Source organism: Erysipelothrix sp. HDW6A (assembly GCF_011400295.1).
Lineage (GTDB): Bacteria > Bacillota_I > Bacilli_A > Erysipelotrichales > Erysipelotrichaceae > Erysipelothrix.
The window spans coordinates 1,861,856-1,875,518 of sequence record NZ_CP049859.1 but is presented as its reverse complement, the minus strand read 5'-3'; the positions used below and the strand labels follow the sequence as shown (position 1 = coordinate 1,875,518).

The 13,663-nt window shown below is 35.2% G+C and carries 12 protein-coding genes; 9 read left to right on the top strand and 3 right to left on the bottom strand.

What is annotated here, in order from left to right:
* The first annotated feature begins 269 nt into the window (after window positions 1–269).
* From G7059_RS09590 to G7059_RS09575, 4 genes are all read left to right on the top strand, one after another.
* Window positions 270–833 carry a hypothetical protein gene (locus G7059_RS09590; RefSeq protein WP_166081880.1) on the top strand — a complete coding sequence of 188 codons (564 nt, stop codon included), beginning with the start codon at window positions 270–272 and terminating at the stop codon, window positions 831–833.
* 145 nt (window positions 834–978) lie between these two features.
* Window positions 979–2,859, top strand: coding sequence for a glycosyltransferase (locus G7059_RS09585; protein ID WP_166081879.1), 1,881 nt, complete (start codon window positions 979–981; stop codon window positions 2,857–2,859).
* Between the two features lie 108 nt (window positions 2,860–2,967).
* A complete protein-coding gene (locus G7059_RS09580) occupies window positions 2,968–3,720 on the top strand; it encodes a protein ligase (protein WP_166081878.1) in 753 nt (250 codons plus the stop codon).
* Between the two features lie 70 nt (window positions 3,721–3,790).
* Window positions 3,791–4,213 carry a cupin domain-containing protein gene (locus tag G7059_RS09575; protein WP_166081877.1) on the top strand — a complete coding sequence of 141 codons (423 nt, stop codon included), beginning with the start codon at window positions 3,791–3,793 and terminating at the stop codon, window positions 4,211–4,213.
* Window positions 4,214–4,267: 54 nt separating this feature from the next.
* On the opposite strand, the gene G7059_RS09570 is transcribed toward G7059_RS09575, so the two are convergent.
* The 3 genes from G7059_RS09570 to thrC are packed head-to-tail and all read right to left on the bottom strand — an operon-like array spanning window position 4,268 to window position 7,057.
* The gene (locus G7059_RS09570) at window positions 4,268–4,708 is read right to left on the bottom strand and encodes an ACT domain-containing protein (protein WP_166081876.1); all 441 of its coding nucleotides are present in this window, start codon (window positions 4,706–4,708) and stop codon (window positions 4,268–4,270) included.
* Window positions 4,690–5,574 (bottom strand): homoserine kinase, encoded by an 885-nt coding sequence (gene thrB / locus G7059_RS09565; RefSeq protein ID WP_166081875.1) that lies wholly within the window; start codon window positions 5,572–5,574, stop codon window positions 4,690–4,692. The genes G7059_RS09570 and thrB overlap by 19 nt, the downstream gene beginning before the upstream one ends.
* Entirely contained in the window at window positions 5,567–7,057 is a 1,491-nt protein-coding gene (thrC, locus tag G7059_RS09560; RefSeq protein WP_166081874.1) for a threonine synthase, read from the bottom strand. The genes thrB and thrC overlap by 8 nt, the downstream gene beginning before the upstream one ends.
* Before the next feature lie 84 nt (window positions 7,058–7,141).
* Between thrC and G7059_RS09555 the strand changes: the two genes are divergently transcribed.
* The 5 genes from G7059_RS09555 to G7059_RS09535 all read left to right on the top strand — a co-directional run bounded on the left by G7059_RS09555 (window position 7,142) and on the right by G7059_RS09535 (window position 13,651).
* Window positions 7,142–8,287 carry a homoserine dehydrogenase gene (locus G7059_RS09555; RefSeq protein WP_166081873.1) on the top strand — a complete coding sequence of 382 codons (1,146 nt, stop codon included), beginning with the start codon at window positions 7,142–7,144 and terminating at the stop codon, window positions 8,285–8,287.
* Window positions 8,275–9,600 carry an aspartate kinase gene (locus G7059_RS09550; protein ID WP_370519180.1) on the top strand — a complete coding sequence of 442 codons (1,326 nt, stop codon included), beginning with the start codon at window positions 8,275–8,277 and terminating at the stop codon, window positions 9,598–9,600. Before G7059_RS09555 ends, G7059_RS09550 begins: the two co-directional genes overlap by 13 nt.
* The gene (locus tag G7059_RS09545) at window positions 9,597–10,604 is read left to right on the top strand and encodes an aspartate-semialdehyde dehydrogenase (protein ID WP_166081872.1); all 1,008 of its coding nucleotides are present in this window, start codon (window positions 9,597–9,599) and stop codon (window positions 10,602–10,604) included. The genes G7059_RS09550 and G7059_RS09545 overlap by 4 nt, the downstream gene beginning before the upstream one ends.
* 333 nt (window positions 10,605–10,937) lie before the next feature.
* Window positions 10,938–12,203 carry a PTS sugar transporter subunit IIC gene (locus G7059_RS09540; RefSeq protein WP_166081871.1) on the top strand — a complete coding sequence of 422 codons (1,266 nt, stop codon included), beginning with the start codon at window positions 10,938–10,940 and terminating at the stop codon, window positions 12,201–12,203.
* Between the two features lie 62 nt (window positions 12,204–12,265).
* On the top strand, window positions 12,266–13,651 hold the full coding sequence (locus G7059_RS09535; protein ID WP_166081870.1) for a glycoside hydrolase family 1 protein: 1,386 nt from the start codon (window positions 12,266–12,268) through the stop codon (window positions 13,649–13,651).
* The last annotated feature ends 12 nt before the right edge of the window (window positions 13,652–13,663 follow it).

Genomic DNA, 13,663 nt, shown 5'->3' with positions numbered 1-13,663 from the left:
CCGTTGACACAAGTCAATGGTCCTTTTATCGTCGGAATAATGGTTGTGAATGTAAAAGGACTTAAGATAGTAATACGGAACCTGAATTAAATTTCTTATTCAATACAAAACTCTTTCATAGATATATCTATGTGATATTATAGGATTTTTAATAACTCCTTGAAAGAGGCTCAAATTATCGTTAAGCTATAATTAATTAATGACACTGATAGTATTGTGCAGAGATAATGAAGGTAACAATGAACCAATAAAGTAGAGGAGATTATAGGATGTTACATGCACTTAGAGTTATTTCAGAAAAAAGCAGTAAATATTTGTTTATTGCCTCAGCTTTTGTAGTAGGTGTTTTCTGTTGGATAGCATATTTTACACTTTTTAAAATTGATCCGATGAATCAAACAACTTTGAACGCAAATCCGTATGGAATTTATGAAATGGTAAATCTTTTACTGCTTGCCAATATTATTGTTCTGATAGTATGTATATCTGTGATAGTAATACAATTTCATGATAAAAAACCAATGTTTGGTTCACTGTTTATTATTGCTATGGCAGTGATAGCGGTAATGTATATGTATGAATGGAAACAAGATCTTGCAGCGACATCTCTTGGTACAGTATACTGGGATTACTTTTGTGATTACATTTCCCCTGCAGACTTCTCTTTTCCGTTTATTCCGATACTAATATTGAATTTGAAGCTGACGTTTGTCTATTACTTTAATGTTGGAATCTTCTTCGCATCACTAAGTGCACTTCGCAATAGGAAGATGTACATGACTCAAATATTAGATATCGATCCACCGAGCCAAACTAAAACTTCTAATCTTTAGAAGTTTTTTTATGTTTTAGGATGAACATACATTATTTATATGTTATAAACTTGCCTTTATTATTAGTTAGGCTATAATAAAGGTCGTGTCTAAAAATATCCAAGTGAAATTTTTAGTATTAAACTATTGAGGGGAAAATTTGTTTATGAATTATGGATTACTATTAATCATGTATGCGATTGTTTCATTGTCGCTTACATTTATTGCGTATGTTTTATTCAAAAAGGGATATCGAATGAAGCGTACCATATTAGTGCTTACAATGATGCTTCAACTGGCATACTTTGTTTATCGTATCAAATATACGATACCTACTAACAGTATCATGAATAAGAGTTTTGGGATGCTAATGCTACTTGCGGAATGCATTGGCTTCTTTCAAAGCCTTGTATCCTTCTTATTATTCTGGAAGCCAGTTACAGTATATGATAAGCAAGTTGAAAGCTTCGACAATGTACCAACTGTAGATGTATACATAGCAACTTATAATGAACCCATTGCAGTCTTAACACCGACGATCATCGGTGCGAAGAACGCAAAATATCCAGAATCAAAGAAAAAGATATATGTATTAGATGATGGAAATCGTCAAGAAGTTAAAGAGCTTGCATCAAGTCTTGGTGTTGAGTACATCGCGAGAACTGAAAATATCCATGCAAAGGCAGGGAACTTAAATAATGCTTTCAGTCAGACTCATGGTGATATCATTGTTACTCAAGATGCGGATATGATTATGAAAGAAGACTTCTTTATCTATACGATTCCATATTTTGATGACTTAAAGATGGGTTATGTGCAAACACCACAGACATTCTATAATCTCGATATATTTCAGAAGAACCTATTCAAGCAACGAGAAGCAGCAAACGAACAGGACTTCTTTATGCGCTATATGCAACCTGCTCGTAATGAATGGGGAGCTGCCATGTATATAGGAAGTAACTGTCTTTTCAGAAGAGAAGCTTTGGAATCGATTAATGGGTTCTCTACAGGTGTTATCACGGAAGATATGGTTACAGGTATGTTGATTCAGAATGAAGGATGGAAGACGACCTATATTAATCGTGAACTTGCTACTGGTCTATCAGCTGAAACTGTGGAAGACTATGTTAAGCAAAAGAAACGATGGGGACGTGGAACGGTTCAAGTTGCTAAGAAATATGGAATATTCAATAAAAAAGGTTTAACTATGATGCAACGTATTATTTACTTTGATGGAGTAATTTACTGGTTAACATCTTTTAGTAGAATGTTCTTCCTATTGAGTCCATTTCTCTTTGTATTTTTAAGTATCTATATTATTCAAGCGAATTTAGTTCACTTGTTGTTGGTTTGGTTACCATTCTATGTTTCGCAACTAATTCAATTTAAGATTATTTCAAACGGTAAGATAAGTATCTTCTACTCACAAATCATGGAATATGTAATGGCTCCATATTTAGCCAAAGAACTCATAAGCGAGCTATTCAGCCTTAAAGGTTCAAAGAGTAAATTTGAAGTTACTGAAAAAGGTCTCAATACAATGTATCGCTACTTTGATGGTAAGACAGCAACGTTCTTTTCTATCCTTGCTATTGCTTACGTGTTCGCAATTATAATTCATAGTATTCAATTGTTCCAACATAAACAATTTCCTGGCTTAAGTCTATTCTGGATGTTTTATAACTTGGTGTTGTTAATCTTTGTTGTTATGAGTTGTCGTGAGAAGTCTAAGCTAGATATTATTAATAAATATAAAAGTAAGGCATTACTTATCAGTAATAATACCGAACAAGAAATCGAAGTAAAACTTGATATATTAGGAATTGATAATCTCATCGTTTATATGAAACCAATCGATGTAAGAGCATTAGCTGGATCGTTTAAACTAAATATAAACAGTCATCAAATAAATATTGATGGAATTGCTGATATTCGTAATGAATCAAAAAAACTAATGTCAGGTAAATTAGAGATTTCCGACTCAAAGACTCAAGAGATCTTAATCTCACAATTTTTCTCGCAGGACTTTGCAATCGAAGTTTAATATCTAGCTCAATATTTCTTCTAAGAGATATTGGGCTTTCTTATTGAATGAGTGGATTGCTTTACTAAAGACACACCAGCACTTATTATTTTAGAGTGAGGTGATTGTATGAACGGTATTGTAATTAACGAATTGAAACAAGAAGAGAACTCTTTAATATCTACAGCTATTGATGATCATTCAATGAAGACGATTCAAGATGGGGATATCATTCTTCATCTTTTTCAACATTCAGGAATTAACATGGGGAATGATGATACAAAAATCAAAGACTTTAAGCAAGGCTTGGACTACTACCAGAAAAATAATGTCCCAGTCACAATCAGAAATGCTGGTGGAAGATCGGTTGTTTCTGATGAAGGTGTCTTGAATATGTCATTAATTGTAAAAAACAATAAGAACATGTATGAGAACTTTGAATATCTTGATCAATTTATTAAAGATGCCTTAAGACCCATAACCCAGGATATTGAAACTGGTCTTATTGATGGTGCATATTGCCCAGGGCAATCAGATATGAGTATCTATGGTAAAAAGTTCTCTGGTACAGCTCAACGTAAGCGTAAAGATGTTTCTGCGTTAGTTTGTTATATTGGGGTTAATGGAGATCAACATGAACGTGGAGAGCTTGTAAAAGGTTTCTATGATAGTATGCAAGAGCATGACATTATCATTGATCCTCATGCAATGGGTACCTTGTCTTCATTAATTGGACGAGAGTTTACAGTACAAGAAATTGGTGATTTGATGATTGAAGAATTGAAGCGAAGAACGGATACTTTTACCTATACTGAAGCAGTTGATACGACTACTGATAGCTTTAAAGCATCCTTAGAATCTACCTTAAAAAGAAATCAATAAAAACTAATCATAATCCTTGCACAAGTGAATGATAACGGTTATCATTAAGGTATAGAAAGAAAGGTGTTAAATGATGTTTGATTATAGTGATCGTGGTAAAAAACCAGTTGTTGAAGATATCGAAGGTATGACCTTGGAAAATGAAAACTACAGAACTACGATATGGACTGGAAGCAAGTTACAAGTAACCCTTATGACTATTCAACCTGGAGATGACATTGGATTAGAGATTCACCATGGCATTGATCAATTCTTAAGAATTGAAGAAGGTGAAGGCCTTTGCGAAATGGGAGATGCTGAGGATAACTTAACATTTAAAGAAGAAGTGAAAGCAGACTATGCAATCTTTGTTCCTGCTGATACATGGCATAATGTTACCAATACAGGTACAAAACCATTAAAACTTTACACAATCTATGCAGGACCAGATCATGTTGTGGGTACAGTTCACCCAACACATCAAGATGCTATTGATGATCCTAATGAACACTAACTATTAACAGAAAAAATGTAGAGCCTATAATACGATAGGTTCTACATTTTTTATTTATTCTATTGAAAGTAAATCAAGTTTTGAAACACCATGTAGACTTGTAATTCTATCAAGAAGTTCATTAATAGAAATTGTTAAGCCATTAATATCAATACTAATAAACACACTAGCTGTGTTTTGAATAGGTAAGTTTTGGTTGATTGCTAACAAGTTACAGCCATGAGTTGATAACTCATTAAGTATTCGAGAAACAACTCCCTTAACATCTTCCACTACAACATGTAACAATGCCTTTTTTTCCAAACTTTTAAAGGTACTCGCTTCAAAGACTGAGTCTTTATACTTATAATAAGCACTTCGTGATATATCCACAATCTTCACTGCTTCACTGACTTGTGTTACTTCTCCAGAAGCAAGCATGTTTTTAACTTGAATTACTTTATGAAATACTTCGGGTAATACTTTTACATCAACTACTAAATATTGGTCAAGCATATATGTGCTCCTCTCGTGTCAATTCTAACATGATTAAGTGTCCATTTATACTCTAGTTCTTCTAATCGGGTAGAAATTACAGAAGTAGGAATGTCGGTGTCAAAAATTCCTAAAAGTGTTGGACCACTACCTGATATTAATATTTCAAGGGCTCCAGATTCTTCGAGTATAGCTCTGATTTTTTCATACTCGTGGATAAGTTTCATACGATAGGGTTCATGAAGAGCATCATCTAGACAGTTTTTTAAGAGTAGTGAGTCTCCTTGAGCGAATGCTTCCATTGCAAAGAGAAGTTTAGTTTGGTTGGAAACAGCGTCTTTGTGTTGAACCGTCTTTGGTAAGACTTTTCGTGCTTGTTCTGTTGCTACTTCAAAGTCAGGTACCAAAGTTATGAACGAAAACTTTGAATGAACGGAATATTCTTGTGTGTATATTTGATCGTTAAACTGTGCTGAGGCAATCAATCCACCTAAAAATGCAGGCGCAACATTGTCAGGATGTCCTTCCAGTTCAGTACAGAGATAGAGAATATTATCGTAATTTAGTGGTGTGTTTGATAAGGAATATGCAGCTAAAACGCCAGCTACGACACAGCTTGCACTTGATCCAAGTCCTCGTGCTTCAGGGATGTCACTGTTAATATGAATCGTGATAGGTTTAGGCTCTAAGTCAAGAAACTTTGAAGCATGAATGAAAGAACGATACACAAGGTTGTTCTCATTTTGGTATTCAGGTTTACATCCACTGATACTTAATACATCACTGTAAGCAAAACTAAACTCAGCATAAACATCCAGTGCAACACCAAGACAATCAAATCCAACACCTAAGTTAGCGGAACTTGCTGGTACTGTAATTTTAATCATTGCCTTGTCCTACCTTCGAAATCACATAAGACTTCATGCACTCAGTATCTATCTTTGTGTCGTGTAGTATTTTTTTATGCTTTAATTCCACAAGTGCCTCAGGGATTGGTATTTGTGTTAATGAGTGAATAGCGTCCATCATGACAAAGTCATCCTCAGATTGAATATCAATTCCGAGAGCTTTACCTGTGGTTCCTGGGAACTTGTAAGGTGATGCGGTTGCTATCACTATATTCTTATGGTCACTTAACTTAAGATCAGACATGACTTTCCATGCTACGGCAGTATGTGGGTCAAGAAGATACTTCTCTTCCTTATAGACAGTGGCTATCGTATCACTGACTTCATCATCAAGAGCATAACCACTTAAGAAATCTTTTTGTATTTCTTGATGAATTTCTTCACTTACTTGAAACACTTGTTTATTCTTCAAGCTATCCATACACTCTTTAACATAATTATTATTTTGTCCACTTGCATAGTAAAGTAAACGTTCGAGATTTGATGAAATTAGTATATCCATACTTGGTGATGAAGTCTTAATAAACGGTCTTCTAGTGTCGTAAACTCCAGTTGAGATAAAATCATGCAATACATTGTTGGCATTAGATGCAGATACGAGTTTGTTGATGGGAAGTCCTAATTTCTTAGCAATGTACCCGGCAAGGATATTACCGAAGTTTCCTGTTGGGACTATGAAGTTCACTTTTTCATGCATTGTTATTTCATTGGTATTAAGCAACTGTTTGTATGCATCAAAGTAATAAATAACCTGTGGGATAAGGCGACCAATGTTCACAGAGTTAGCGCTGGATAATTGATAGGAAAACTTATCGCCTATTGTTTTTAAGTCCTCATCAAGAAAGAGTTCTTTCACAATACTTTGGGCATCATCAAAGTTACCATTGATCGCACACACGTGAACATTCTTTCCTTCTTGAGTAATCATTTGTAATTCTTGCACCTTTGATACTCCTTCATTGGGGAAGAAGACAATGATATTCATCCTTTCTTTATTCTTAAACCCTTCAAGTGCAGCCTTACCAGTATCACCACTCGTAGCTGTCAGAATCATAATGTCTTTTTGAAATTGTTGGATCTCTAAAGCATGGTTCATAAGACTTGGGAGTATTGATAAAGCAATATCCTTAAACGCTTGTGTAGGTCCATGGAAAAGTTCCAATACAAAATTATTACCAACCTTCTTAAGTGGAGTAATTGCGGGATCAGAAAAATTTAATGAATAAGCTTCAAGAATGGATGCTTCGATTTGTTGGGAGTCAAAGTCTGGAAAGAACAGACTCATAACACTTAGTGCTATTTCCATATAACTTAAGCTCGGTAAAAGCTCAATATCAAAAGTATGTTTATCAAAATCTCGGAGTACATACAGTCCACCATCAGAACTTAAGCCTTTTAAGATAGCTTCACTGGAACACATTTTTTCATGAGCATTTCGACTGCTCTCATAATAATTAATCATTGGATTCACTCCTTGTGTTTAAACTATGTACTATGATACAATGACCACAACAGAAATACAAGTGTATTTAACAGGAGAGCGAATATGGAAATCGCAATTTTAGGTTTTGGAACCGTAGGATCAGGTGTTTATGATATTATTTCAAATAATAAATCATTAGATATTGAAGTAAGCCATGTCTTTTCACGACCAGGTCGTTTTACTACGGGTATTCGTTTAACCGAAAATATTGATGAAATCATAAGTGATTCGAAAGTGGATTGCATCATTGAAACAATGGGGGGCTTGCATCCTTCCTATGAGTACATTGTCAAGGCATTACGACATGGTAAACATGTAGTTACCGCAAATAAAGAAGTCGTTGCTGAACACTTCTTAGAATTCCATTTTTTAGCACAAAAGCATGGTGTTAAGTTTCGCTATGAAGCAAGTGTAGGAGGTGGAATACCTTGGATTCATAATCTTTATCAAACGCTTCGTAGTGACACTATTACATCAATCCAAGGAATCTTTAACGGAACTTCTAACTTTATACTTGATAAAATGACTCATGAAAAATTAGAGTTTGAAGAAGTGTTAATGATTGCTCAGGATTTAGGATATGCCGAAAGAGATCCTAAAAATGATATTGATGGTTATGATGTACAAAGCAAGATATTAATTAGTTCTAATATTGCATACCAAACGACCATAAAGCGTGATGATATTCTTAGGCTCAGTATGAGAAACATTACTAAGAAGGATATTGAATACTTTAATTCAAAGGATAGAATGTTGAAGTATATTGGTGAATCTGAATCTTATGATGGATTATTTGAATCATCAGTAATGCTTCATGTACTTGATTCAAGTGACATTAAGGCGAGTGTGAGAAACAATAATAATATTGGGGTATTGCATGGTGAGATTGTTGGTGAACTAGCATTCTTTGGTCAGGGTGCGGGGAAGTATCCTACTGCACACTCAATAGTTCAAGATATATTAAGTATTAAGGAGAATACTTATGAAGTAAGCTACAAATTTAATAATAGTTTGAAAGTTAAATCTCAAAAGAAGAGTACTTATGTAATTCGAAGTACAAAGGAAATCGGTACAAAGTATCTCCTCAAGAAAGATAAGGAATATCAATTTACACGAGAAATAAATCTATCCATGCTTCGTGACTTACTCATGGAGCTTGATGATGACAAAGCCGTGGTGTTTAAAGGAGTAGGGGCATGTATATGTTAAAAGTTGCGAAATTTGGTGGAAGCAGTGTAGCGAATGCTGAGCAATTTCAAAAGGTAAAAGAGATTGTCCTCAGCGATAAAAGTCGCTCAATTATTGTCACAAGTGCAAGTGGGAAATCAGATCAAAACGACTCTAAGCTAACAGACCTATTATATTTATTGTATGAGCATTATAAATACGGTGTCGATGCTGAGATGATTATTGATAAAATTTCAGGGAAACTGAGTTCTATCCAGAAAGAATTAAACTTATCATCAAAGCTAATGGATGAGTTTAGTGACTATGTAGAGTCAATCAGTTCTAGAACCCATCTTGATGAAATTGTAAGCCGTGGTGAGTATTTCACCGCAAAGTTACTAAGTGAGTATCTGTCTTATTATTTTGTAGATGCAAAAGACCTCATTATTTTTAACTATGATTTGAGTTTAAATTATCAAGCTATGGAAGAACGTCTCTATAAAGTACTCAGAGATACACCGAAGATAGTTGTACCAGGGTTCTATGGTTCATTACCAAACGGAGATATTAAGATTATGGATCGTGGGGGTAGCGATATTACCGGAAGCATCTTGGCGAATTTATCGAATGCTAGTTGCTACGAGAATTGGACAGATGTATCAGGAATCCTTAAAGCAGACCCTAGGATTATCAACAATCCCAAACAAATTGATGTCATAACCTATGATGAACTCCGTGAACTTTCATACATGGGAGCTTCTGTACTTCATGAAGAAGCTATCTTTCCAGTCAAAGAAAAGAATATCCCCATCCAAATTCTAAATACAAATGATCCTACTAATAAAGGAACAACAATTCTAAATACAGTTGAAACGGAACGAAAACAAGAAATTACAGGAATAGCTGGTAAGAAAGACTTTTCGATTATTACTATTTTTAAAGCACATATGTCAAATGAGCGAGGTACACTGCTTGCAGCTCTTCGTGTTCTGGATACGTATCAATTAAGAGTTGAGCATATTCCTACAGGAATTGATATGTTCTCCTTAGTGATTGAAACAAAGCACTTAGAGAATAGTTTGTATGAAGTCCTTGGTAAATTACAAGAAGCTTGTAATAGCGATCGTATTGATGTTGTCCACGAAATTTCACTTATCGCAGTTGTGTCACGGTTTATGAAACAGAAGACAGGAATGAGTGGTAGACTTTTCGGTTCACTGGGGTCAAAGGGTATTAACATATCCCTCATCTCACAAACAAGTGATGAGTCTAATATTATTGTAGGTGTTAATAATGAAGATTATGATAAAACAATTCAGACTATTTACCATGAATTTGAAGGAGGCGTGGCATGACATTTCATAACATTGCGATTTTAGGTGCTACAGGAGAGGTTGGTAAAGAAATACTAAATCAACTTCAAGAGCGTAAGTTCCCATATAAAGGAATACGACTCTTTGCATCACAACGAAGTGCTGGGAAAGAGATTGTCTTTGATGGTAAGCGTATCGTTATTGAAGAACTTAATGAAGATGTATTTATACAAGACGGGATTATCTTCTCCGCTCTTGATGATGACTTAGCACGACACTATCTGCCACGACTTGTTCATGATGAAGTTGTGATTATCGATAACTCAAACGCATATAGAAAGGATGACACTGTACCATTAGTTATCCCCGAAGTAAACCCAGAGGATATAATTGGACATCAAGGGATCCTTGCGAATCCGAATTGTTCAACCATTATTGCTTTAGTTGCCATTAACGCACTACATAAAGTTGTACCTATAGACTCAATGATTGTTTCAACCTATCAAGCAGTATCAGGGGCAGGTAGTGCAGGAATCTATGAGCTTGAAGAACAAATTCAAGATATTGCTTTAGGAAAGGAAAGTGAACCAAGAGTCTTTCCATATCAGATTGCATATAATCTAATACCGCAAATAGGTGGATTTGATAGCGAAGGGAATACAAGTGAAGAGATGAAGTTACTTCATGAGTCTCGTAAAATACTCCATCATGAGAGTTTACAGGTATCGTGTACGTGTGTTCGTGTTCCTGTAATGCGATCCCATTCGGAATCAATTAGTTTGTTCTTTAATGAAGCAATCAGTGTTTCAGAAGCTAGAGACATCCTCATGAATGCCGAAGGAGTAAGACTCGTAGATAATCCTAATAAACTAGAATATCCAATGCCACTGGATACGTCTTATCAAGATAATGTCTTTGTAGGGAGGTTGCGAGAGATACAAGTTTTAGGGAGAAAAGGTATAAGTCTTTGGTGTAGTGGTGATCAAATTCGTAAAGGAGCTGCAACAAATGCAGTGCAAATAGCTGAGAAATATCTTAATATATAAGTACAGGGGGAATTTTGAGTTTCCCTTTTTTTGTTGTAGAGACCACAAAAGAGTATAAAACAGCTAAAAAAGACATAAAACCAAGAAAATCATTAGTTTTTACGAAAATATTATCCAATAGGAAATAATTCTCTGAAAATGAAAGAGCTTTCTTGAATACAATCTTGATTGTGTTGAAAGCGCTTAATGCACATGTAAGAATAGAAGTATAAGAAATACCAAAGAGTTAGGAGGAACGGGGAAAGAGAAGAAAACTGAATAGCTCAGATATTAATATTGGATTTCTAAGCAACTTACTGGATAGATTTAAGGAAAGAAAAAGAGGAGAAAAATATGAATAGTTTTATGGATAGAATGTCAGAAAAATTACTTCCAATTGCGAATGTATTTGGAAACCAAAGACATCTGTTAGCAATACGTGATGCATTTACTACAATAATGCCGTTGATGATTGTTGGGGCACTTGCAGTAGCAATCAACAACTTACCAATACCAGGATTCCAAGAATTTATGGGAAAAATATTCTCATATGCACTTGAAGATGGTAGCCCAATATGGAAAACACTTGGAGGAAATATTTGGAATGGTTCATTTGGAATCATGTCAATCTTCATGGCTTTCTTAATTGGAGATAACTTAGGTGAATCCTACAAGATGAATGGGAAAATTGCTGGTGCTACTTCATTAGCTTCATTTGCAGCTATTGGTGGTATGGTAGGTGCTGATGCAAAAGGTCTCTTTATTGCAATTATCGTAGGAATTATCTCCGTTGAATTCCTTCGTTTCTTATCATCAGTTCGAGCATTACAAGTGCGTATGCCAGATGGCGTTCCACAAGGTGTTGCTGATGCATTTAATAATATGTTCCCAATGATGATTGTGGTAACTTTAGTTGGACTTGTCACAACATTACTTTTACGTTTTGGAATTCCAAACATTATCAATGTGTTCTATGAGTTGTTCCAAAAACCATTTATGAGTTTAACATCAACACTTCCTGCAGCAATTATTCTTGCATTTGTACCACCATTCTTATGGTTCTTCGGGATTCATGGTGCAAACATGATTGATCCATTTATGCAACTAATTAATGCTCCTGCTATTGAAGCAAACGCAGCAGCAATAGCAGCTGGAAAAGCTCCAGAATATATCGTCAATAAAGCATTCTTCGATGCATTTGTAAACATGGGTGGTACAGGTACAACAATTGCTTTACTTGTTGCAATTTTCCTAGTAGCACGTAAGAATAGAAAGATGTCAACAATTTCAAGTTTAAGTATTGGGCCAGGCTTATTTAATATTAACGAACCCGTACTATTTGGACTTCCTATTGTATTGAATCCTATCTTCTTTATTCCATTTGTTTTTGGTCCAGTTGTTCTCTCAACAATTGCATACCTATTAACAAGTGCGAAACTTATCCCTGTTGCTACAGTTGTTATTCCTTGGGTAACACCTCCAGTAATTGGTGGAGTCTTAGCAACACAAAGTATTCAAGGTGGAGTTCTTGCAGCATTCAACTTATTATTAATGGTCCTAATCTATGTTCCATTTGTAGTTATTGCGAATAGAGCAGACGAAAAAGAACAAGAAATGTAATAGTATTTTCAAAGGTATGTTCCATTTGGAATATACCTTTTTTAAGATAAAGGGAGGTAACAATGACAAAATTTGATTCGCTTAAATTTCCTAAAGATTTCTGGTGGGGAGCTGCTGCTTCCGCACCTCAAACTGAAGGAGAAAGTCTCGCATATGGTAAAGCACCGAACACATGGGATAAATGGTTTGAGATGGCACCAGAGGTATTTTCAGAAATAGGTCCTGGTAGAACATCAAACGTATACAATCTCTATCGTGAGGATGTCCAACGTATGCAAGACATTAATCTCAATTCATACCGTACATCAATCTCATGGTCACGTTTATTACCGGATGGTGAAACATTAAACCAAGAGGCAGTTGCTTATTATCGTGATTACTTTCAAACGATGAGAGATAAAGGTATTGAGCCTATTATTAACTTATTCCACTTTGATATGCCTTGGTGGATGATGGAACTTGGTGGCTGGATCAATCCGATTATCACTGATAAGTTTGCATTCTATGCAAGAACCTGTGTTGAACAGTTTGGTGATCTCGTAAAGTATTGGGTTACTTTTAATGAACCAATTGTTCATGTCGAGTGTAGTTATATCTATGAGTTTCATTACCCAGCAATCCGTGATTTTAAGAAAGCTATTGAATCTGGATACTATACGATTCTAGCTCATTCTAAAGCAATTAAGGCAATGAAAGAAGTGTCCTCAGATATTAAAGTAGGAACCATCTTAAACTTAACGCCAATCTATAGTAAATCAGATTCAAAAGAGGACTTACAGGCAGCAAGATATGCACAACTGCTTAATGTTGATAGTTTCTTAGAACCGATGGTTAAAGGGACTTTCCCTAAAGACTTAGTATTATTGTTAGAGGAAAATGACTTGTTACTTAATGTGAATGAGGATGATCTTACAATTATTCGTGAGAACACAGCCGAGTTCTTAGGTGTTAACTATTATCAACCAAAGCGTGTACAAGCACCTGAAGGGGATGTCAATAGACCAGCTCTCATGCCAGAGGACCTCTATGCACCGTATATCTGGAAAGAGCGTAGAATCAATCCTTATCGTGGATGGGAAATCTATCCAGAAGCTTTATATGATATATCAAAATTAGTTCAAAATGAATATGGCAATATACCATGGTTTGTATCAGAAAACGGTATTGGAGTCGCAGATGAAGCGCGTTTCCAAGATGAGAATGGAATGATACAAGATGACTACCGTATTGAGTTTATTCAAGAACACTTAACAATGCTACATAAGGGTATGGAAGAGGGAAGTAATTGTTTCGGTTACCACTTATGGACATTCGTAGACTGTTGGTCATGGTTAAATGGATACAACAATCGTTATGGACTTTACAGTATTGATTTAAAAACACAAAAACGTACTCTTAAGAAGAGTGGTCAGTGGTTTAGTGAATTTATTCAGAAACAATCTCAATAAGTAAAAGAAGTC